General features: G+C 65.3%; 21 protein-coding genes. 1 reads left to right on the forward strand and 20 read right to left on the reverse strand.

Going from position 1 to position 22,068, the window contains the following annotated elements; translation table 11 throughout:
• Nucleotides 1-44: 44 nt before the first annotated feature.
• Together S2M10_RS16795 and S2M10_RS16800 are read right to left on the reverse strand one after the other, a co-directional pair.
• A complete protein-coding gene (locus S2M10_RS16795; protein WP_168847080.1) occupies nucleotides 45-1,814 on the reverse strand; it encodes a hydantoinase B/oxoprolinase family protein in 1,770 nt (589 codons plus the stop codon).
• 15 nt (nucleotides 1,815-1,829) lie between these two features.
• Entirely contained in the window at nucleotides 1,830-4,136 is a 2,307-nt protein-coding gene (locus S2M10_RS16800; RefSeq protein ID WP_211091099.1) for a hydantoinase/oxoprolinase family protein, read from the reverse strand.
• Nucleotides 4,137-4,282: 146 nt separating this feature from the next.
• On the opposite strand from S2M10_RS16800, the gene S2M10_RS16805 reads away from it, so the two are divergent.
• Entirely contained in the window at nucleotides 4,283-5,206 is a 924-nt protein-coding gene (locus S2M10_RS16805) for a LysR family transcriptional regulator (RefSeq protein WP_348770624.1), read from the forward strand.
• Here the strand turns inward: S2M10_RS16805 and S2M10_RS16810 are convergent.
• From S2M10_RS16810 to S2M10_RS16895, 18 genes are all read right to left on the reverse strand, one after another.
• Complete coding sequence (locus S2M10_RS16810; protein ID WP_168847081.1) at nucleotides 5,203-5,445, reverse strand: DUF2274 domain-containing protein; 243 nt, start codon at nucleotides 5,443-5,445, stop codon at nucleotides 5,203-5,205. The two genes, S2M10_RS16805 and S2M10_RS16810, sit on opposite strands and share 4 nt — an antisense overlap.
• A gap of 2 nt (nucleotides 5,446-5,447) precedes the next feature.
• Nucleotides 5,448-6,587 carry a TrbI/VirB10 family protein gene (locus tag S2M10_RS16815; RefSeq protein ID WP_211091100.1) on the reverse strand — a complete coding sequence of 380 codons (1,140 nt, stop codon included), beginning with the start codon at nucleotides 6,585-6,587 and terminating at the stop codon, nucleotides 5,448-5,450.
• Nucleotides 6,584-7,597: a P-type conjugative transfer protein TrbG gene (gene trbG, locus S2M10_RS16820; RefSeq protein ID WP_168847082.1), complete on the reverse strand. Its 1,014-nt coding sequence runs from the start codon at nucleotides 7,595-7,597 to the stop codon at nucleotides 6,584-6,586. The genes S2M10_RS16815 and trbG overlap by 4 nt, the downstream gene beginning before the upstream one ends.
• Nucleotides 7,594-8,283, reverse strand: coding sequence for a conjugal transfer protein TrbF (gene trbF, locus S2M10_RS16825; RefSeq protein ID WP_168847083.1), 690 nt, complete (start codon nucleotides 8,281-8,283; stop codon nucleotides 7,594-7,596). The genes trbG and trbF overlap by 4 nt, the downstream gene beginning before the upstream one ends.
• Nucleotides 8,280-9,641, reverse strand: coding sequence for a P-type conjugative transfer protein TrbL (gene trbL / locus S2M10_RS16830; RefSeq protein WP_168847084.1), 1,362 nt, complete (start codon nucleotides 9,639-9,641; stop codon nucleotides 8,280-8,282). The genes trbF and trbL overlap by 4 nt, the downstream gene beginning before the upstream one ends.
• Before the next feature lie 4 nt (nucleotides 9,642-9,645).
• Nucleotides 9,646-9,933 (reverse strand): putative entry exclusion protein TrbK-alt, encoded by a 288-nt coding sequence (gene trbK-alt / locus S2M10_RS16835; RefSeq protein ID WP_168847085.1) that lies wholly within the window; start codon nucleotides 9,931-9,933, stop codon nucleotides 9,646-9,648.
• A 23-nt stretch (nucleotides 9,934-9,956) separates the two neighbouring features.
• On the reverse strand, nucleotides 9,957-10,721 hold the full coding sequence (gene trbJ / locus S2M10_RS16840; protein WP_168847086.1) for a P-type conjugative transfer protein TrbJ: 765 nt from the start codon (nucleotides 10,719-10,721) through the stop codon (nucleotides 9,957-9,959).
• On the reverse strand, nucleotides 10,718-13,201 hold the full coding sequence (trbE, locus tag S2M10_RS16845) for a conjugal transfer protein TrbE (protein WP_168847087.1): 2,484 nt from the start codon (nucleotides 13,199-13,201) through the stop codon (nucleotides 10,718-10,720). The genes trbJ and trbE overlap by 4 nt, the downstream gene beginning before the upstream one ends.
• A gap of 10 nt (nucleotides 13,202-13,211) precedes the next feature.
• Nucleotides 13,212-13,493: a VirB3 family type IV secretion system protein gene (locus tag S2M10_RS16850; RefSeq protein ID WP_168847088.1), complete on the reverse strand. Its 282-nt coding sequence runs from the start codon at nucleotides 13,491-13,493 to the stop codon at nucleotides 13,212-13,214.
• The gene (locus S2M10_RS16855; RefSeq protein WP_168847089.1) at nucleotides 13,493-13,825 is read right to left on the reverse strand and encodes a TrbC/VirB2 family protein; all 333 of its coding nucleotides are present in this window, start codon (nucleotides 13,823-13,825) and stop codon (nucleotides 13,493-13,495) included. Before S2M10_RS16855 ends, S2M10_RS16850 begins: the two co-directional genes overlap by 1 nt.
• Nucleotides 13,822-14,814: a P-type conjugative transfer ATPase TrbB gene (gene trbB / locus S2M10_RS16860; protein ID WP_168847090.1), complete on the reverse strand. Its 993-nt coding sequence runs from the start codon at nucleotides 14,812-14,814 to the stop codon at nucleotides 13,822-13,824. Before trbB ends, S2M10_RS16855 begins: the two co-directional genes overlap by 4 nt.
• Nucleotides 14,815-14,965: 151 nt before the next feature.
• The gene (locus S2M10_RS16865; RefSeq protein ID WP_168847091.1) at nucleotides 14,966-15,415 is read right to left on the reverse strand and encodes a CopG family transcriptional regulator; all 450 of its coding nucleotides are present in this window, start codon (nucleotides 15,413-15,415) and stop codon (nucleotides 14,966-14,968) included.
• A gap of 9 nt (nucleotides 15,416-15,424) precedes the next feature.
• Nucleotides 15,425-17,416, reverse strand: coding sequence for a conjugal transfer protein TraG (locus tag S2M10_RS16870; protein ID WP_168847092.1), 1,992 nt, complete (start codon nucleotides 17,414-17,416; stop codon nucleotides 15,425-15,427).
• Nucleotides 17,417-17,538: 122 nt separating this feature from the next.
• Nucleotides 17,539-19,614, reverse strand: a complete 2,076-nt coding sequence (locus S2M10_RS23145; protein ID WP_348770623.1) for a DUF3363 domain-containing protein — start codon at nucleotides 19,612-19,614, stop codon at nucleotides 17,539-17,541.
• A 313-nt stretch (nucleotides 19,615-19,927) separates the two neighbouring features.
• Nucleotides 19,928-20,641, reverse strand: coding sequence for a lytic transglycosylase domain-containing protein (locus S2M10_RS16880; RefSeq protein WP_168847116.1), 714 nt, complete (start codon nucleotides 20,639-20,641; stop codon nucleotides 19,928-19,930).
• Between the two features lie 4 nt (nucleotides 20,642-20,645).
• Entirely contained in the window at nucleotides 20,646-20,981 is a 336-nt protein-coding gene (locus tag S2M10_RS16885; protein ID WP_168847093.1) for a DUF736 domain-containing protein, read from the reverse strand.
• A 33-nt stretch (nucleotides 20,982-21,014) separates the two neighbouring features.
• Nucleotides 21,015-21,560, reverse strand: coding sequence for a S26 family signal peptidase (locus S2M10_RS16890; protein WP_168847094.1), 546 nt, complete (start codon nucleotides 21,558-21,560; stop codon nucleotides 21,015-21,017).
• A complete protein-coding gene (locus S2M10_RS16895) occupies nucleotides 21,557-22,051 on the reverse strand; it encodes a DUF2840 domain-containing protein (protein ID WP_247650874.1) in 495 nt (164 codons plus the stop codon). Before S2M10_RS16895 ends, S2M10_RS16890 begins: the two co-directional genes overlap by 4 nt.
• Between the last annotated feature and the right edge of the window lie 17 nt (nucleotides 22,052-22,068).

The raw sequence follows: 22,068 nt of genomic DNA on the forward strand, positions 1-22,068 counted from the left end.
GCCAATCGGTCCTCTCATGTCGCAGCGTCCGGAACGCCGGTCTTTCAGCCGCGCAGCGCGGCGGTTGCAGCTTCGTCGACCTTGAGCAAGTTCGGGTCGATGACCACGCCATAGAGGCGCTTGGCCGCATCGAGGCTGATATACTCGTCGAGCACGTCTTCCAGCACATCCTCGGCCGAGCGCTTCAGCGGGTTGCCCCAGCCGCCGCCGCCCGTGCTTTCGAACATGAAGGTCTCGCCTGCGCCGAACTTGTGCGAGGCCAGCAGCGGATTGTGCCAGTTCCCCGTGTCGTCGATGCCGCCGATCACCTCCAGCGCGCCATCGGCTCGGATATGGCTGGACCGCTGCACGGCGCTGGTTAGACCGCCGGCAGCGCCGGGGCTGCCGGCCAGCGTGCGCGAGGTTTCCATGCCCAGCTCGCCGCCGCCGAAGAAGCGTACCTTGAACACCGAACCGAGGCCGCCGCGATACTGGCCGGCGCCGGCGGAATCCTTCCTGAGTTCGAAGGCTTCGTAAGCGATCGGGAAGAACAGTTCCGCCGTCTCGGCCGCCATGTTCATGCAGTTACCCAGCGGGTCCATGGTGACGTTCATGCCATCCGAATAGGGCGTGCCGCCCCAGCCGCCGGCGGGCAGGTCGGAGAACACGTCCGCCCGGCCTTCGGCGTCGACGCAGCTTGCCACGAACCAGTTGGCATCCGAGCACGTCGATCCCGTGACTCGTTCAGGGATCGCCTTCGCAAGAGCCTGCCAGATCGCGCTGGTGATCTTGGATGCCGTCAGCGTCGTGCAGCCGATGGTCGGGGCCGGCCATGTGGCATTCAGCCAGCAGCCTTCCGGCAGGACAACCTCGATCGGGTTGAACAGGCCCTGGTTCTGCGGAGCGTCCGGCGCCAGGAAGAACTGGAGCGAATAGAGCGCCGCGGACATGGTATTGGCCTTGGGCGAGTTGATCGCACCCTGGCACATCGGATCGGTGCCGGTGAAGTCGACCTTGATCGAGGTATCCCCGATTTCAAGCCGCACCTTTACCATGACGCGCTTCTGGGTGATGCCGTCGGTATCGGCATAATCTTCTGCCTCGTAGATACCGTTCGGGATCGTGCGGATGCTCTCGCGCACCATCTTTTCGGTATAGGCCTGGATCTTCTTCATCGCCGCGCGGACGATGTCGACGCCGTAGCGCTCGCATGCCCGCTGCATCTCCTGCTCGGCCGCCAGCAGCGCGCCGAGATGAGCCTGTACGTCGCCCTTGATGAAGTGCGGCGTGCGCGAGTTGTTGAGGATGATCGCCAGAAGGTCTTCGTTGAGCTTGCCGCCGGAATAGATTTTCAGCGGCGGCAGGCGCAAGCCTTCGGCGGCAATGTGGGTGCTGAACGCTTGGCCACCGGCGCCGCCGCCGCCCAGGTCCATCCAGTGACCACGGCTGACGCCGTAGCCGATCAGTTCCTTCTTGTAGAAAATCGGTTTGGTGAAGGTGATGTCGTTGATGTGGGTGCCGCCCCGATAGGGATCGTTGAGCACAAGCACGTCGCCTTCATGCACGTTGTCCTTGCCGACGCCCTTCACGGCTTCCTCCGCCGAGAACTTCATCGCCGCAAGGTGGACCGGGCAATTCGCCGCCTGGCTTAGCAGTTGCAGATCCGCGTCATAGATCGCGTTCGAGAAGTCGAGCATATCCGCCAGGATCGGCGAGAACGACGACCGCTGAAGAACGGTGGCCATCCGGTCGGAGGCGAATTCGAAGATGCTGCGCATCACCTCGAAGGTGATGGGGTCGATGTCTATATCGGTATGAACGATGTTCTGGCTCATAATTTTTCCTCCCCCTCAGATTTCGATGTCGATGACCAGCGCACCCATCGCGTTGACATGGGCGTGGGTCTTCGGCGGCAGGACCGTGCAGGCGTGATCGTATTCGATGATTGCCGGGCCATGGATCTGGTGGTGAGTGGTCAGCGCCTCACCCTCATAGATATCGCATCTGGTCCATTCACCGTCGAAGTAGACGTCGCGCTGCCCCTTGATAGCCGCCTTCTCGTCGGCCGAGTAATGGACTTCGACCGGCGGCGGATCGTCCATCCGGCCAATGGCGGTGACGCTGAACGACACGAAGGCCGGGGCAAAATCATCCGAGCTGACGCCGAATTCCTGCAGGTGAACACCGTGGAACTCGTTCTCGATGCCCGGCAGATGGGCGGTGGTCAGCACACCGTTCGGCAACGGGGTGTCCACCTCGTAGGACTGGCCCACATAGCGCATCTGCGCGCTGCGGATGATTTCGATTTCCTGCTCGTTGGCGAAGCCTTGCTGGACGAGTTCCTTCCTCGCACTGGCTTCGAGGTCGTTCAGGATCTCGTTCACCTTGCCCGGATCGGCCTCCATGACCGGCGAGTAATAGAAGTGCTCAATGTCCTGACGCAGATCCATGACGGTCGCGCCGAAGGCCGAGGCGACGCCCGCATGCGGCGGCACGATGACCTTGGGGATGTTCATTGATCTGGCGACGAAACACGCCGCAAGAGCGCCGGCGCCGCCGAAGCTGGCATAGACGAAATCGCGCGGGTCGCGGCCGCGGGCGACCAGAACCTTTTTCACCGCCTGCGCCATGTATTCACAGCCGATGCGGATCATGCCTTCGGCGGTCGCCAGGGTCGTCAGGCCGATCTCGCCGGCCAGCTTGTCCATCGCCTTACGGGCCGCCTCGATATCGAGGTCGATCTTGCCGTTCAGGGTCGGGTCAAGACGGCCAAGCAGCAGGTTGGCGTCGGTGATGGTGGGCTGTGTGCCGCCACGGCCATAGCAGACCGGGCCGGGCTCGGAGCCGGCACTCTTCGGACCGACACGCAGCGAGCCACCCGCGTCGACCCAGCCGATCGAGCCGCCGCCGGAACCGACGCTGTGGATGTCGAGCATCGGAACGACGATCGGCACTTCCCATTCCAGCTCATGGTCGCGGGTGATCAGGCCCTTGCCGTGTTCGACGATTGAAACGTCGAAACTGGTGCCGCCGACATCGGTGTGCAGGATACGGTCGAAACCGCTCTGTTCGGTCAGATAGCCGGCATAGGCCACGCCGCCGGCGGGGCCGGATTCCAGCATGTCTTCAGGATGCTGACGCGCCGCGCCCGCGGACATGACGCCGCCGCTGCTCTTGAGGATCAGCAGCTTGCCGGTGAACCCGTGCTGGTCCAGCCGCTTTTCCAGATCGTCCATATACTTGACCATCACCGGCATACACGCGGCGCGCACTGCGGTGGTGACGAAACGGCCATGCTCGCGGAAGATTGGACGGGTCTCGGACGACAGCACGATATGAAGATCCGGGCAATATTCCCGCAAGATGTCGCGCATCTGTTCTTCATGCTCGCCGCTGGCATAAGAGTTGATGAAGCCGATCGCGACGGACTGGATGCCCGCGGCCTTGATCTTTTCGGCCACTCCGCGCGCCACGGCAACATCGAGCGGGCGCTCGGTTTCACCGCGCACATTAGTGCGCTCGGGAACTGTATAGCGATAGCGGCGCTTGATGATCGGCTTGGGCTTGGTCTGGTAAGGATCATAGAGATGCTGGCGATGCTGGCGCCCGATCTCGATAGTGTCGCGGAAGCCCTCTGTCGTAATGAAGGCGGCATCCGGATAGCTGCGCTCGATCAAAGCATTGGTGGCCGTCGTCGTGCCGTGCATCAGATATGAGATGTCAGAGATGCTGATCCCGGCTTTTTCGATCGATTCGAGAACTGCGATCGAGCGATCCTGCTTCGTCGTGAGAACTTTGGCGGTAACTTGCTTGCCGGTCTTCTCCTCCCATGCAAACAAGTCTGTAAACGTACCGCCGACGTCGATTCCGACCCTCCACATTGCTTCCTCCCTTTCGTGCATATGTTGTAGGCCTGTCATGATTTCCTCGGGCAAGGCCCTCCGGTCAATCATGTGAAAGCAGGAAATGAAGCGGTGAATTCCGCCTTTGGATCTATAGACATCACCTTTCGGGCAAGCGATTTTTCTGAGAGATTCACACTGGCCGCGCATCGCGTAAGAGAGGATGTCGGCCAGCTTCATCGCGGAATGCGTGAACGCAATCCTCGACCAGCGTTCCTCGCGTAGCGGTGGCGTGCCGATCGCGATGTGGCGCACGGCAGTCGCTGGATCGACGAACCCAACCAGGGAACGGGGAAATGAGGGCTACGGCAATCGTCGAGGTCAGTATCTGTCTTTGCCGCGATCACGGGGATTGCAGCATATGCGAGATTTGAGAGGGATGCCCACGATTGCAGATAGAGGTGCGACATCTGCGCTATATGATCGCCGCCGCGGAGCACGGAAGTTTCCGACGCGCCGCAGCGGCGCTCGGGGTCGAATCTTCGGCCGTCAGCCGGCGTATTCGTGATCTCGAAGATAGTGTCGGCGCCAGTTTGTTTTCCCGATATGCGGGCGGTGTTCGCCTGAACGAAGCCGGTGAGCGCTTCCTTCACCATGCGCGTCAGGCTCTCGGTCAGATCGATGCCGCCGGGAACCATGCCGCCACGATCGGGCGCGGTGAAAGCGGGACGGTCAGGATCGGAATACTCGATTCCTTCGCTTCGACCTTCGTGACCGAACTGCTTCAAGGCTATGACACGAGGCATCCTGGCATCAGGCTTGACTATGTGGAGAAGGAACCCGCCGGGCTTATCGCGGCAATCCGCCAGCGTCAGATCGATATTGCCTTCCTGATCGGAATATTCGAAGCTCCCGGTTGCGAAATCGCCCAGCTCTGGAACGAGCGCGTCTATATCGCCATGGCCGAAGCCGACGATCTGACCAGACTGGAGGCTATCGGCTGGCCGGACATCAAGGATCGACGGTTTGTCGTGACCGAGGTCGCACCGGGGCCGCAGATCACCGACTATCTCCGGCTGCGATTGGCGATGCTGGGGGCAAGCCCCATCGTCGAGAGGCAGGCCGTCTATCGGGATACGCTCATGCAGATCGTGGCGGGCGGCCAGCAGGTGACGCTCGTCATCGAATCCTACACGGCGATGAGCTTTCCCGGGGTCGTCTATCGCCGGCTGGGCAATGAGGTCATACCGCTCTGCGCTGTCTGGTCGCCGGCCAATGAAAACCCGGCGTTTCGCAGGCTGCTCAGCCTCGCCAAAGCATTCTCGAAGAAATATCCGGCTCGTCTTGCAAAGGCAGACGGGGAGAAGGCAGTTCGCGAGGACTAGGCTGTCCCGTCGGCGCTCCGACCCGGTGATCGCCGTGCCTTTGCAAAACCGCGATCCGTGGCGATGAACCGCTCCAGCATCGGCACGATGAGCCTGACGGGATCGGCAGCGGGCTGCCCGGTCTCGCGGGCCAGCACCTCGGCATAGGCGATGAGATCGCGGTGAAGCTGCGCGGGCATTTCCACCGTCATCTTCACCGGCTTGTCGTCGGCCAGCGGGCCGAGCTTCAGCTTCGTCATGGTCAGCCTCGGTAGGATTCGAGAACAAGGTCGCGGGTGACGATGATCCTGACCGGAAAACCGGGCCTGATCGTCAATGTCGGCGCAACCTGCAACTGGCGCTGGATGATCTGCTGTCCGGCCTGGTTGATGGTGTCCTGCGCCCCGTCCTGGATAGCGCGGATCAGCCGGTCCTCGTCGTCGGTCGCCAGTTCCGTGCCGATGGCGAGCAGGGTGGACAGGCCGGCGGCCTTCATCAGATCCCACCAGTGATAATCGACACCATCCTCGAGGCCGGCGTAGCCGGCGGCATCCGCGCCGGGCTGCCGCTCCAGCACGATGGAGCGGCCGTTGGGCAGGATGAGGCGATTCCACACCAGCAGCACCCTGCGCTGGCCGAAGGTCACGCCGGCATCGTATTGGCCGATGATGCGCGTTCCCTGCGGGATCAGGAGCAGGCTGCCGGTCGGGCTGTCATAGACATTTTCCGTGACCTGCGCCGTGATCTGGCCGGGGAGATCGGAACGGATGCCGGTAATCATCGCGGCCGGGATCACAGCCCCGGCCTGAAGGATGTAGGGCGAGGCCGGCGCGGCGATGCGATCCGTGGCGACTGTCCGCCGATCTACCGGGCCATTCAGGAAGGCAGTATGCCGGTCCTGTGTCGCGGGCTGGCCACCGAGGCCGAGACCGGCAAGGCTTGGATTGGCGGTGTCGGGGGCGGTCCCCGTTGTCGGCGCGGTCTGGAAGAAGACGCGGCTGACGCGCGCGGCCTCTTCCTCGGCGAGACGGCGCTGTTCAGCCGGATCGACGGCAGGCGTCATCACGACGGGGGCTGCGACGGGCTGGCCCCGATTCCGGGCATCGAGGATCGGGCCGCCGAGATCGCCCGGCAATGCCGGTCCCAGGATGGGGCCGGTATAGTCCCGCGGCAGGCCGGACAGACCATCGGCCGTAGGCCGGTTTTCGGTCGAATAGAGTTCCTCGCCGCCCGATCCCATGTCGCGGGTCTGGAGGGCGTAGATGAGCGCTCCGCCGATGCCGAGAAGGGCGGCGGCTCCGACACCGGCGAGCATCTTGCGGGACAGGCGGGTGACACGCGGCGGCGCGGCCCGCAGCCGCATCGGCGCTGTGGTGTCCGTGGTGGCGCTGTCTTCGGTCATGACGGGGATTCTCCGGTTGCTACGGGTCGCGTGGCGGCCTGGCGCTCTTCAACGCGGACGATCCTGACCGTCTGCTGCTGCTTGCCGCTGCCAAGGCGCAGCTCGGCCGCGCCGAACAGGCGGTCCACGATCAGGACATTATGATAGATGCGGCTGTTGACGATTTGGGTCTCGCCATCGGTACCGATGACGAAGATCGGCGGCATCTCGCCCTGCACGATGCCGCGCGGGAAGACGATATAGACGCGGCGGCCATCGTCGAAGACGGAGATGGGCCGCCAGGGAGGGTTGTCGCCGGTCAGGCCGTAGCGATAATTGCGCGCGGCCTCGGCCGGGATGATCGGTGCGACGGGAACGCTCTGGCGCTGGCCGGGCGGCGGTGCCGGATAGGCCCAGGCCACGGCGGGCATGTAGAGCGCCTCCCGCGCGCGCAGCTCGATCATATAGGTGCGGCGGTCGGTGGTGACGACGAGGTTGGTGGTGATGTCCGGCCGGGTCGGCTTGACGAGAATATGGACCCGGCGCGTCGTGCCGGAGCCGCTTTCCGTGTCGCCGATGATCCAGCGGGCGGTGTCGCCTGCCGCAATCGGTCCCGCGCCGGTCAGGCTCTCGCCCGGCTCCAGCGCAATGGTCGTGATCTGTCCCGGCGCGGCATAGACCTGATAGAGCGCGCCTTCCGACCAGGGATAGATCTGGATGGCGTTATAGTAGCCCTCGCGGCGCGGCTCTACGCGCGCGGCGGCGTTGGCGTTCTCGACACGACCGGCCGGTGTTCCGGCAGCGGTGCCGCCGCGCGCAACCGTCCAGGCCGGTGGCGTGTGCAATGGCCGGGGTCGGTCGTCGGTCGCGGCAGCCTGCACGATGGGCAATGGCGGCACGTCGGCATCGTAGCTGAATTGCGGAGGGCGATTGGTGGCGCAGCCGGCCAGCATGGTTGCGGAAAGCAGCAAAGCCGCCATTGCGGATTTACGGAAAGCCGGAACGGCCGAGCTGCGATGGGATATGTTCATTGTGTCATCTCCCGCGACCAGGAGATCGCATTGACATAGATACCGAGGGGATTGGCGCGCAGGCGCTCGGCGTTGCGCGGGGGCTGGATCACGATGGTCAGAATCGCCGTCCAGCGCTCGGTCGCGGAGAGCTGGCCGTTCTCGTAGTGCCGCTCGGTCCACGCGATGCGGAAGCTGTCGGGCGAGGCGCGGATGACCGACGACACTTCGACGGCGATCTGCTGCTTGCCGACCTTCGTGAACGGGTCGTTGCTGCGCGCATAATCGTTCAAGGCCGCCGCGCCGCGATCCGTCGTCCATTCGTATGCGCGCAGCCAGTTTTGCCGGACAATGATCGGGTCGGCCGGGATGCTCCTGACCTGTTCGATGAACCGGCCGAGATGCCATGCCACCTGCGGATCGGTAGGACGGTAGTCGGCAACGGCAGGCGCGACGGTCTGCGCCTGTCCGAGATTGTCCACCTGCACCACCCAGGGAACGACAGTCCCGCGCGCCGACTGCCAGACAAGGGCGGCGGCGAAGCCGGCCGAGAGGATCAGGGAACCGAAGGCCATGTATCGCCAGTTCTTCGCCTGGACGCGGGCCGAGCCGATCCGCTCGTCCCAGATTTGTCCGGCCTTCTGATAGGGCGTTTCGGGTTCCGGCGACTTGCCGTAGTGGGTTGCGGGTCGTTTGAAGATGCTCATATGCGGTCGCTTTCGGAAAGATTGACGGAGGAGCCGCCGCCATGACTGTCGCCGGATCGAACGGCGTGGGCGGCGGCCGAGACGCCGTGGCTGAGGGTCTGGCTGCGTTTCATGTGCCTGGCCCAATCCGGTGCGCCACCACGGGGGCCGGAGACGGAAGCGCTATCCGCAGGGTCGGAACCGCCTATCGTGCCGAGCGTCGAGGAACCGCCGGTCACGCCGAAGCCGCCTTTCGCGCCATCGGAGAAGCTGGATTTCATGCTTTCGGTTGCTTTCGAAGCGGCACGCTTCAGCGGCGATGCCGCGGCGGAACCGGCCGCGCTTGCGACCCCACCGAGACCGGATGCCACGCCTGCTGCGCCGGACTGGCCCATCGAGCCGAGGCTGTAGGCGGTCGATGCCGCACCTGCGGCGGCTGAACCGCCACGGACGGCTGCGGCGCCGCCGGAAAGGGCAGCAGCACCGCCTCTCAGGGCGAGGCCGGCAGCGCCGCCGGCAGCAAGCGCTGCACCGCCGACCGCAAGGCCGGTGCCGACAGCGGCGCCCGCGCCAAGCTGCGGGCCGCCGCTGACCAGGCCATTGGCGATGCCGGGGCCGAAAATGCCGAGACCGAGAAGGGAAAGCGCGGCGAGAACGATTGCCATTGCGTCGTCGATCGTCGGCGTCGCGCCCCCGAAGCCTGCGGTGAACTGCGAGAACAGCGTCGAGCCGATGCCGATGATGACGGCCAGCACCAGGACCTTGATGCCGGACGACACGACGTTGCCGAGGACTTTTTCGGCCATGAAGGCGCTCTTGCCCCAAAGCCCAAATGGAATGAGGACGAACCCGGCGAGCGTGGTCAGCTTGAACTCGATCAGGGTGACGAAAAGCTGGACCGAGAGAATGAAGAACGCCAGCAGCACCAGCACCCAGGCGAACATCAGGCAGGCGATCTGGATGAAATTCTCGAAAAAGGCGACGAATCCCATGAGATCGGAGATGGCTTCGAGCAGCGGCCGGCCGGCATCGAGGCCGGTCTGCGCAACACGGCCGGGACGCAGGAGATCCGCCGCGGAAAAACCGGTGCCGGTGGCCATCAGGCCAAGCCCCGCAAAGCTGTCGAAGACGATCTGGGCGAGCGAGTTCCAGTTGCCGATGATGTAGGCGAAGACCCCGACAAACAGGGTTTTCTTGACCAGCCGGGCGATGATGTCGTCGTCGGCCCCCCAGGACCAGAACAGGGCGGCCAGCGTCACGTCGATGACGATGAGTGTGGTGGCGATGAAGGCGACTTCGCCGCCGAGCAGGCCGAAGCCGCTGTCGATATAGGATGTGAAAATCCCAAGGAAATTGTCGATGACGCCGGTGCCGCCCATCGGATCACTCTCCCTCGACGGGGCGCGGCGGGAGCGGTGCGGGTGTCCGGCCGAGAAAGCGGTCGCGGGATTCGGCCCAGGTGGCGAGGCAGCCGGGATTGCTCACGGCCGCCTCGCCGAGCTGCTGGCAGTTGCGCAGGCTCTGGCTCAATTCGTCCGAGGGCTGGCGAGGCCTCGGCACCATTCTGTCGGGCGCCGTTTGGTCTTGCCGGCTCATCTCGATCACCGTGGCGGTGATTGCGATGGCGACGAATATGATTGCCCCGAGCCGGGCCAGCAGCTTGCCGTCCATGGTGTCCCCCGTTTCCCGGTTTCTCAGTTGTTGAACATCACCGCGTTGCCGGGCTGATAGCCGCCGCCGGGTGTCAGGAAGCGCTGGCGCTGGACGCGCCCCTGTTCGGCAGCGGTGGCGCGTTCCGCTTCCGTCAGCGCGTCGGCCCGGCCATTGGCGGAGATGAGCGCGATCAGATCGGAAAGCTGCTGCGACTGGAGGGCGAGGAGCTGGTTTCCCGCCTGCGTCGCCTGCAAGGCGCCGGTGGCACCCTGGCTCTGATCGACCAGCGCGGACATCTCGGTGCGGTTGGTGTCGATATTGCCCACTACGCCCGCCTGCACGCGGAGCGCATCCTGCAAGCCGCCGACCGTGTTGTCCCAGCGCGACCGGGCATCGGCGACGAGCTGGGCATCGGTCGAGGACAGGGCGACATTGCCGTATTGGGTCTGGAACATTTGGTCGATCTGGCCGACTTCGAAGGCAATGTTCTGAGCCTGATCCAGAAGCTGCTTGGTGCGGCTCACGTTCTGCTGAAGCTGCTGGAGCGAGGAATACGGCAGGCTTGCCAGATTGCGCGCCTGGTTGATGAGCATCTGCGCTTCGTTCTGAAGGCTGGTAATCTGGTTGTTGATCTGCTCCAGCGTGCGTGCGGCCGTCAGCACGTTCTGGGCGTAGTTCGACGGGTCATAGACGATGCGCCAGGCATAGGCGGGCGCCGTCAGCATGGGCGACAGTGAGACCGGCACGGCGAGGGCCAGCGCGAGGGCGGAAACGCCCGCGATACGGGACATGGGAATAAGGGTCATGGAAGGCTCTCCTCTTCATGGGAACTATCCGGCACGGGGGTTTCCGGCCGCTCAGTGAGATTGGTGAGATCGGGGATGAGATCGGCCGCCCAATCGACGCCGCGATGGCGCAGCCAGGCGGCGAGGAAGCCGTCGCGGCCGACCTCGGTGACGATCTCGGCGATCAGGGTCTGGTCGGATTTGGCGGAGGCGGCGCAGAGCGCGAGGCCGACTTCGGACAAGCCCAGCTCGAACAGGCGGTTGCCGCGCCTCGACTGGCAGTAATAGTCCCGCTTGGGCGTCGCCCGCGCGAGGATCTCGATCTGCCGGTCATTGAGGCCGAAGCGCCGATAGATGGCGGTGATCTGTGGCTCGACGGCGCGTTCGTTCGGCAGGAGAAGCCGTGTCGGGCAGCTTTCGATGATGGCAGGCGCGATATTGCTGCCGTCGATGTCGGAGAGACTCTGCGTGGCGAAGATGACGGAGGCGTTCTTCTTCCTGAGCGTCTTCAGCCATTCGCGGAGCTGGCTCGCAAAGCCCTCGTCGTCCAGCGCCAGCCAGCCTTCGTCGATGATGAGCAGCGTCGGGCGGCCGTCGAGCCGGTCGCCGATGCGATGAAACAGGTAGGCGAGCACAGCGGGCGCGGCCCCGGTGCCGACCAGCCCTTCGATTTCATATGCCTGAACATCGGCCGAGCCGAGATGTTCGGTCTCTGCGTCGAGCAGTCGGCCATAGGCCCCGCCAATGCAGTAGGGTCGCAATGCCTGTTTCAGATCATTGGATTGGAGCAGCACCGTCAGGCCGGTGATGGTGCGTTCCCCGACTGGAGCGGAGGCGAGCGAGGTCAGCGCCGTCCAGATATGTTCCTTCACCTCGGGCGTGATGGCGACGCCTTCGCGCATGAGGATGGCGACGATCCAGTCGGCGGCCCAGGCGCGCTCATAGGTATCGTGGATGCGGGCGAGCGGTTGGAGCGAGACGGATGCCTCGTCGCCTTCGGTCAGCCCGCCGCCGAGGTCATGCCAGTCGCCGCCCATGGCGAGCGATGCGGCCCGGATCGAGCCGCCGAAGTCGAAGGCGAAGACCTGGTTGCGGTCGTAGCGCCGGAACTGGAGCGCCATGAGCGCCAGCAGGACGGATTTCCCCGCGCCGGTCGGGCCGACGACGAGGGTATGGCCGACATCGCCGATGTGAAGGGAAAGCCGGAACGGAGTGCTTCCCTCGGTCTTGCCGTAGAGCAAGGGGGCGCTACCCAGATGATCATTCCGTTCCGGCCCCGCCCACACGGCCGACAGCGGGATCATGTGGGCGAGATTGAGAGTCGAGACCGGCGGCTGCCGGACGTTCGCATAGGCGTGTCCGGGGAGCGAGCCGAGCCAAGCGTCGACGGCATTGACGGATTCAGACATGGCGGTGAAGTCACGGCCCTGAATGATCTTCTCGACCAGCCGCAGCTTTTCGTCGGCCAGACGCGGATCTGTGTCCCAGACCGCGACCGTGGCTGTGACATAGGCCATGCCCGCCATGTCGGCCCCCAGTTCCTGCAAGGCCATGTCGGCATCGGCGGCCTTGTTGGCGGCATCGGTGTCCACGAGCACGGATTGCTCGTTGGTCATGACTTCCTTCAGGATCGCCATGATCGACTTGCGCTTGGCGAACCATTGCCGCCTGATTCTGGTCAGCAGTCGCGTCGCATCGATCTTGTCCATGAGGATGGCGCGGGTGGACCACCGATAGGGGAACGGCAGGCGGTTCATCTCGTCGAGCAGGCCGGGCGTCGTCGCGGTCGGGAATCCAATGATGGTCAGGACGCGCAGATGCTGGTTGCCAAGGCGCGGCTCCAACCCGCCGGTCAGCGGCTGGTCGGCCAGCAGCGCGTCGAGGTGCATCGGCACCTCCGGCACGCGCACGCGATGCCGGTTGGTCGAGATGGTGGAATGGAGATAGGTCAGCGTGCCGGCGTCATCGAGCCAGCGGCATTCCGGCATGAAGCCGTCGAGCAGCGCCAGCACGCGGTCGGTGCGGTCCACGAAACCGCGCAACAACTCCCAGGGATCTGCCCCGGTTTTGTCGCGGCCCTCGTAGAGCCAGGTTTCGGCGCGGGCAGCGTCCTCGGCGGGCGGCAGCCAGAGGAAGGTCAGGAAGTAGCCGGACACGAAATGCGTGCCCGCCTCCTCGAACGCCGCCTTGCGCTCGGCGTCAAGCAGCGCGGAGGCCGGATCGGGAAAGCGGCTGTCGGGATAGGTGGCGGCCTCGCTACGCTGCGCCTCGACGAAAATGCTCCAGCCCGATCCGAGACGGCGGACGGCGTTGTTGATGCGGCCTGCGACGGCGACCAGCTCGGCGGCGATGGAGGAATCCAGATCGGGACCGCGAAACTTCGCCGTCCTCTGGAACGAACCGTCCTTGTTCAATACGACGCCGGAGCCGACCAATGCGGCCCATGGCAGAAAATCCGCGAGACGGCTGGCGGTGCGGCGGTATTCGGCAAGATTCATCATGGCCGCGCCCTCACACCGACAGATGACCGGGAATGCGCAGATGCCTGCGGCCCACCTCGACAAAGAGCGGATCGCGCTTGGCCGCCCAGACGGCGGCGAAGTGGCCGATGGCCCATATGGCGAGGCCCACCAGCCAGAGGCGCAGGCCGAGGCCCACGGCCCCGGCCAGCGTCCCGTTCATGATGGCGATGGCGCGCGGAGCGCCGCCGAGCAGGATATGCTCGGTCAGCGCCCGATGGACCGGGATGGTGAAGCCCGGCACCGCGTCGAGTTGTTCGAGGCCGCCCGCCATCAGACGAGCGCCCCGCCGCCGAACGAGAAGAACGACAGGAAGAAGCTCGACGCCGCGAACGCAATCGACAGGCCGAACACGATCTGGATCAGGCGACGGAAGCCACCCGACGTGTCGCCGAACGCGAGCGCCAGGCCGGTGGCGATGATGACGATGACGGCGACGATCTTGGCGACCGGCCCCTCGATCGACTCAAGGATGCTTTGAAGCGGCGCTTCCCAGGGCATCGATGAACCGGACGCATGGGCGGCCGGTGCCATGAACAGGCTGACATAGGTGAAGGCGGCGGCCGTCGCGATGTGACGGCGCAGGCGCAAGGCGTGACGGATCATTCGGGATTTCCTTTCGGGGTGGTTGCCAAGGTGATGGGATGCGTGATGCGGTAGTCCCCGTCCGGCCCCAGCCCGTCGACGCGGGCAAGTTCAGCCAGCCGACGCGCGGAACCGCGCCCGGCAAGCACGGCCACCAGGTCGATGGTCTCGGCGATCAGCGCGCGCGGGACGGTGACGACGGCTTCCTGGATGAGCTGTTCGAGGCGGCGCAGCGCGCCGATGCCGGAACCGGCATGGATGGTGCCGATGCCGCCGGGGTGTCCGGTGCCCCAGGCTTTGAGCAGGTCGAGGGCTTCCGCGCCGCGCACCTCGCCGATGGGGATACGGTCGGGACGTAGACGAAGGCTGGACCGGACCAGATCGGACAGGGTGGCAACGCCGTCCTTCGTCCGCATGGCGACGAGGTTCGGCGCGGCACATTGCAGCTCGCGGGTGTCCTCGATGATGACGACGCGATCCTGCGTCTTCGCCACCTCGGCGAGCAGCGCGTTGGTCAGCGTGGTCTTGCCGGTGCTGGTGCCTCCGGCGACGAGGATGTTGGCGCGCACCGTGACGGCCTCGCGCAGCGTTGCCGCCTGCTCTGTGGACATGATGCCGGCGGCCACATAGTCGTCGAGCGTGAACACGGCGACCGCCGGCTTGCGGATGGCGAAGGTCGGGCCTGCGACCACCGGCGGCAGCAGGCCCTCGAACCGCTCCCCACTTTCCGGCAATTCGGCCGAGACGCGCGGGGAGCGGGCATGAACCTCGGCGCCGACATGATGGGCGACCAGTCGGACGATCCGCTCGCCATCGGCGGGTGACAGCAACTCGCCCGTATCGGCCAGACCTTCGGAGAGCCGGTCTATCCAGATGCGGCCGTCCGGGTTCAACATCACTTCGATGACGGCCGGGTCTTCCAGAAACCGGGCGATGGAAGGACCGAGCGCGGTGCGCAGCATCCGCGCGCCGCGTGCGATCGCCTCCGATTTCTGGTGATGTGCAGTCATGGCGGCCCCGATTTATCGCGGGGCGCACCAGGCAGTCCCCGCATCGGGGTCGATTAAGAGAGACCGAAATTGGGCCGAATCAACAAGTATTTACGCGCGTGCGGGCATCGGCGGGCATCGGCGGCAAATAGGATGGATCGCGTTTTTCCACTCAGTTCTCAGGCGGGTCCGACGGGTCGGAAACGGGGGGCGGCGATTCGATGTCGCGGGACAGTTCCTTAAGCAGCCGGTCGCCGGTGGCCAGCCGTCGGCCGAGTGTCTGCATGAAGCCCTCGAACCGCTCTGTTCCTTTGGCCCGGGCGACGGCTTGCGCGGTTTCCGACATCGGCGGGGTGATGGTCAGCCAGAACTGGACGAACAAGGAGAGCATTTCGCCGAGGATGGCGAGATCTTCGTCCAGGCTGTCGATCCTGCGGCCGAGCCTGTCGAGGCGGCGGGACATGGCGGCTTCAAGCTGCTCTGCGGAATCGCCGGACAGGAAGGATGCGACCGCCGCCTCGATGATGGCGGATTTCGACACTTTCCGACGCAGCGCCAGGGTTTCGACCTGAGTGAGCAGCGCGGGGTCGAAATAGACGTTCATGCGGGTGCGGGTTGTCATGGCGGCTCCTCAAAGCTCGATGTCGTCGGCCGGATTCATCGACGCTTGCCGTGCGACCATCCGCATCCGCTGGCGCATTGCGCGGGCTTTCGCCGCGTCCACGTCCGGCTCGTCGTCCAGCATGTCGAACTCTTGTGCGGGGGAGGGCGGCGAGGGGATGATTTCCTCATGCTCTGGCAATTCCGGCTCACGGCGGATGCCGGCATTGTCGGGATCGTCACCGACTCCGCTGGCGGCGTTCGCTGCTGACCGGCTTGCTGCTGCGATCACGAGGCTCGTCCAGTCGTCGGCTGACGGAGCCGGGGCGATAGCCGACATGGCGGCCAGGTCGGGCGGCGGCAGGATGCGTTCCCGAAACCGCGCGTCCTCGAAATAGCGTGCCTTCTTCGCCCGGATCGGCGCCGTCCCGGCGACCATGACGATTTCGTCTGTGGGCGGGAGCTGCATGATCTCTCCGGGAGTCAGCAGCGGCCGCGCAGTTTCCTGCCGCGACACCATCAGATGTCCGAGCCAGGGCGCAAGCCGATGGCCGGCATAGTTGGTGGAGTCGCGCATCTCGGTCGCGGTGCCGAGCGCGTCGCTCACCCTCTTGGCCGTGCGTTCGTCGTTGGTGGCGAAGGCGACGCGCACATGGCAGTTGTCGAGGATCGAGTTGTTCGCGCTGTAAGCCTTTTCGATCTGGTTGAGGCTCTGGGCAATCAGGAAAGATTTGAGGCCGTAGCCGGCCATGAATGCCAAGGCGGATTCGAAGAAATCCAATCTGCCGAGCGCGGGAAATTCGTCCAGCATCAGCAGCAGGCGATGGCGCTCGGCTGTAGTGGACAGATCCTCGGTGAGCCTGCGGCCGATCTGGTTGAGGATGAGCCGGATCAGCGGCTTGGTGCGGTTGATGTCGCTCGGCGGCACGACGAGGTAGAGCGTGACTGGCTTGCGGCTGCCGACCAGATCGGCAATGCGCCAGTCGCAGCGCGACGTGACGCGCGCCACGACCGGATCACGATACAAGCCCAGGAACGACATGGCGGTAGAGAGCACGCCCGACCGCTCGTTCTCGCTCTTGTTCAGCAGCTCGCGCGCCGACGAGGCGATGACGGGATGAACTCCGGCCTCGCCCAGATGCGGCGTGTCCATCATCGCGCGCAAGGTCGCCTCGACCGGGCGGCGGGGATCGGACAGGAAGTTGGCGACGCCCGCCAAGGTCTTGTCCTTCTCCGCATAGAGAACATGCAGGATCGCGCCGACCAGAAGGCTGTGTGAGGTCTTTTCCCAATGGTTGCGCTTGTCGAGACTGCCTTCGGGATCGACCAGGATGTCCGCGATGTTCTGCACGTCGCGGACTTCCCATTCGCCCCGCCGCACCTCCAGCAACGGATTATAGGCCGACGACTTCGCATTGGTCGGATCGAACAGCAGCACCCGACCGTGCCGGGCGCGAAAACCTGCGGTCAGGCCCCAATTTTCGCCCTTGATGTCGTGAACGATGGCCGAGCCGGGCCAGGTCAGCAGCGTCGGCACCACCAGGCCGATGCCTTTGCCCGACCTGGTGGGCGCAAAACACAGCACATGCTCCGGACCGTCATGGCGCAGGTAGTCGCGATCATAGCGGCCGAGCACGACGCCATCGGGACCGAGCAGTCCGGCGCCGTGGATTTCCCTGTCCTCGGCCCATCGTGCCGAGCCGTAGGTGGCGACGTTGCGGGCTTCGCGCGCCCGGATGATCGACATGAGGATTGCGGCCGCTATGGCGAGGATACCGCCAGACGTGGCGATGGCCGCGCCCTCCATGAAGATCGCGGGCGCGTAGGCGTCGAAAGAGAACCACCACCAGAAGAAGGCGGGCGGATAGTGGATCGGCCAACCGGCCAGTTCGAACCATGGGTCGCCGAGCTGCAGCTGAAAGCCGAGACGGAACCCCACCCATTGCGTCGCCGCCCAGGTCATCACCAGAACGATGGTGAAGACCACGGTGATCTGACCCCAAAGGATTCGGCCTCCGCGCATACGGGCTCCAGTCGGCAAAAGAGACGGAGCCGATCAGAGAGTAGGCATTTCCGGGACAGGCAACAGGAAACATGACGTCGAAGGGCTGCCGGATACTGCTTCGCGCGAATAGGACAGTTCGGTCAGAGCGAGATCCCGCGAGACCGTCCCAACTGCCACGACACCGATCCGCCCTGCACGACACCCATGACCTCGCGACCGAGCTGGCGGTCGATGACCGGCCGCCAGGGGACAAGGGTGAACTCGTGCGATTTCTCGACCAGGGCGAATTTGCCGCTCGATAGCTGCACGGTGCCGGTGAATCTGCCGCTGATATTCTCGCCGTCCGCGGCCGTGCGGAACGGCAGGCCCTTGTTCTCCGCTATCTCGGCGCCGACGCGGGCAACCTCCCGCTCGCGCAGGGTGGCGAGAAGGTTGCGCCGATAGATGACCCGGCCGTCGCGCTGGCGTGTGGCATCGCCCTGTTCGATGTGATGCTCTCGGCGCTGATCCATCGCCTCGCGCACCTGCTGACCGAAGCCGGTGGGCGCGAGATCGGCAACCTCGGCATGGAGCAGCCGCCGGTCGAGCCAGGTCGCCCCGTCGCCGCTGATCTGCTTCTCCAGATCGAAGGTCGAGATGACGCGGATGGTCGCCTGCCGGTTCCGGCCCGCATCGTATGCGGCGGCACGGCTCTCGAAATCCTCGGGGATGCGCCATTGGTCCGCGTCGATCCGTTCGACGATCCCGGCGCGACGCAGCGCCTCCAGCCGTCGGACATGGGCATCGACAAACCCGTCATAGTCGCCTTCCGGCACGCGGCCCTCGAACTTCGCCTGTTCCAGATGACGGCTCGGCCGATAGATGCCGCCCTCGGCGATGGCTGCGATCGTGCGGTCGGAAGGCCGAGCCGTCACCTCGGCAGGGCCGATTTCGATGATGCTGCCGATGCGGGCATCCTCAAGCCGTTCGGGGGCGATACCGGAGATATGGTGCGTGCGGCCGTCGGTCCCGTCCAATATCACGGTCAGATTCTCGCCCAGCTCGTCGGACAGGTGCTTGTCCACGACGCGGCCGACGATGGGCGCTGCCGGCATGGCCTCGTGGATATGGAAGCTCATCGGATCGCGTCCGGCGCTGTCCGGTCCGAGCGCCTTTTGCATGGTGCGGATGATGTCACCGCGCTCGCCCAGCGCGCGCAGGGTCGGCTCCATGTCCTTGCTCAACTCCCAGACGCCGGGCGCGTGCTCGGTCGCCAGCCCCATCTTCTCCAGCTTGGCGAGGCGGCGCAGGCGTAGCGTCCGCTCGAACTGCCGTCGGGGTGCGGCAGGCTCGTGGCGCAGGTCGAGGGAGCGGTCATCGGCTTCCTCGGTCATCGCCCGGTCAATGTGGGTGAAGCGATCGTGGTCGATCTCGTCTGTGAGCTTTCGGGTCAATTCGATCTCGGTGACGGGACCGAGTTCGAGGCTGGCAAACTCGCTGGCGCGCTCGCGCAGGCCGTTGGCGAGATAGTCGCCATTGACGACCAGATCCGCGCCGGTGTCGTCGCGGCCGTTGACGATGACATGCACATGGGGATGGCCGGTATTGTAGTGATTGACGGCGACCCAATCGAGCCGGGTGCCAAGGTCGGCTTCCACCTGCCGCATGAGATTGCGCGTATAGTCGGTCAGATCGGTCATCTCGGCGGCGTCCTCGGGCGAGACGATGAACCGGAACTGGTGGCGGTCGTCCAGGCCGCGCTCAAGGAAGGCGTCGCCATCGGCGCGGTCGTCATGGGCGGAATAGAGCTGGCCACGGTCGCCGTCATGCGATGTGCCGTCGCGCTGGACATAGCGCAGATGGGCACGGGCACGGCCATCCTTTCCGGCGGCCCGGACGCTGCGCTGCTTGACGATGACGCGGCGGCTCCCGGGCTGGCGATGATGCCATTGGCCAGAGATGTTGCGGGCGCGCACGAAGCTCGCGCCTCGGCCGCGCTTCACGCCCTTGCCGCTGGCGACGATAGGGCGAGAGCTGCCCGGCGAGGACGGGCGCGTGAGCGACGACGACGGCTTGGTGGACGACGGCATGGACGGGGCGCGGGATGCGGCGGCCTGATGCTGGCGGGTGATCTTCTTGACCTGGGTGAGAAAGCTCCTGGCCTTGCCCGCCTTCGCGCCGCCGGATCGGACGCGGCCGGGCTTCGGCCGGAAGCGGTTTTCGTCGTCAGCGCTCATCGGCGCATTCCTGGGCGGAAACGCCCGAAACTGGCCGATTTCGGCCTATAGTGCCGGACGAAACCCAACAAAGCCAAGGCTTTGCGAGAAATCGCGGCACGCGGGGTCCAAAACCACGGTGCCGCGCGCGGCCCCGCTAACCAGTGTGCAGACAAGGACAATTTCAGGAAGCGGCGCCGGATGGTGCCGTCTTCTTTAATCTTGCCCTCCTTTCTTACCGCCTTTTCCGCCTCTCCAGCCGGTCCTTCATCCAAGCCCGACGCTTGCCACCTGCACACCGAAACGGCCGCTGCCGCGCGGGGGAACGCGATCCTCATTGCGCTCCTCCGTCGTTTGCGCGGGCCACGAAAATGCCGCTGTCCCGCGGCTCCGCATTGGCGTCATTGCCCACTGGGGCGGCCGGGTGGATGTCGCCGGATTGCGCATCGGGCGACAGCGTGGCGGTAGCCCGCGTGTCGGCCGAGCGCGTGGCGAACAGCGGAGCCTCGCGCCAGTCCGATGGCCGCGGCGTCAGGATTTCGGCGGGAACCTCGCCGCCGATAAGGGGGGCGAGGGCGGCGATATAGGCGCGAGTTTCCGCAGGCAGAGCACGACCGGAGGCGAGATACTCGTCATAGCGCGCGGGACCGGCATTGTAGGCGGCGAGCATCGCCGCCACATTGCCGTAGCGGTCCCACATCTCGCGCAGGTAGGCGGTGCCGGCGTGAATGTTGTCGCGTGGATCGTAGGGATCACGCCCGAAACCGTGGCGGATGCGCAGCATTGCCCAGGTATCGGGCATTACCTGCATCAAGCCTAGCGCGCCGGCGGGCGAGATCGCGCGCACGTCGCCCGCGCTCTCGGCGTGCAGGACGGCGCGAATCCAATGCTCGGGAATGCCGAAGCGCCGCGACGCCTCGGCAACGAACCCGGCATAGGGATCGGCAGCGGTCGAGCCGATGCCGGGCGGCGATTGCGCGACGGCCGATCCGCTACCGAGCGACAGCAAGGCGGCGAACAGAAGCGCCGGGATGACGCGATACCGCATGGCGTCAGTCCCGCTCATGGCGTGGCTTCGGGCGGCTCCAGTGCAGCGACCATGCGGTTTCGTCGTCCTCGGACTGGAACAGATTGGCGCGGATCGGATGCGCAAGCGTCGGGTCGTCGAGCTGGAAGGAGAGATAGTCGCCCGCCTTCTCGCCGGTCTCCTTCCATGCCGCGCCGACTTCGGTGCCGTTCTCGCCGCCGACAAGGATGCGGAAGTCCGGCGCGTTTTCCGTGTCGGATTTCCTGGTGGCGACGAGCACGACTTCGGCGTCGATGACGAGGGTGCGGATGCGGCCGGAATAGCCGGTCCTGGTCTTCTGGAATGCACCGATATTGGCCATGGGAACCTCCTTGATTGCGGGTTGAGGGACGTGTCAATGCGTCGGCGCGCGCCATTCGAAGCTGCCGTCGCCTTCCTCATCGGTCCAGAGCGGCAGCGCCCGGCCGATGACGGAACTTGCGGGGATGGGGCCGAAATAGCGGCCGTCAAGGCTGTCGCGGACCTCCCAGTTCATCAGGAAGATTTCGTTGTCTGCGATGATCCTGCAGCCCTGCCAGACGGGCAGGTCGCGGCCGCGCCGGTCGTAGTCCAGCGCTGCGCCCATCTCCACGCCGTCCACCGTGATCGTGCGCGCATTGCGGCAGACTTGTTGCCCCGGCAGGCCGAGGACGCGCTTGAGGAGCGGAACGCCGCGTCCGATATAGCCGCGTTCGGCCATGAACCGCTCCAGCGGTTCGGGCGGCATGACCGCGACGAGATCGGGCACGATGTAGGTGGTTTCCGACGCAACGGTGTAGAAGCCGACGGGTGCGCTGGCGCTTGCGTTCCAGATCAGCCGCGGCGTGATGTCGAGCAGCGACAGGCCGCCGATGGTGAGCGTGGTGAGATACGTCACCCAGAAGTATCCGGCGGGCGTCATGGGGCGATCCTCCGGCGCCGGAGCCAGGCCGCATGGCGCTCTGGCGTGTAGATGTTCGGTTCCAGACCGGTGGCCAGCCGGTTGTGGACATGCCGCCAGTGATCCGGCGAGGCGTCTGCGGGATCGAGGCCGAGCGCGTCCACGGCGTCGATCGCCGCGAGCGCGCGCTGAACCCTCGGCCAGCCGTCGATGCGCAGGAGGATGTCGCCGCCGGGGCGGACGAACGGCAGCGTCTGGAACGGCTCGCCGCGACGAACCGCGCGCACGATGTCGATGCGCGAAAGGATCGTGCCGAAATCGCTGGCCGCCCAGCGAACGAAGGCGAAGATGCTGCCGGGCGCGAAGCCGACGATGCTGCGGCGGCGGTCGAGGATATGTTCGTAGGTCTTGTGGCCGAACCTGATCCAGTGCTCGATCTTCTGCTTCTGGAAGGTCAGTTCGACCAGGGTGATGAAGGGCGGGGGCTCGTCCGGCAGCGGACGGCCGCCCATGCGGCGCGTCGGCTGGC

Origin of the sequence: Sphingomonas sp. S2M10 (genome assembly GCF_012650175.1) — a bacterium.
GTDB lineage: Bacteria > Pseudomonadota > Alphaproteobacteria > Sphingomonadales > Sphingomonadaceae > Sphingomonas.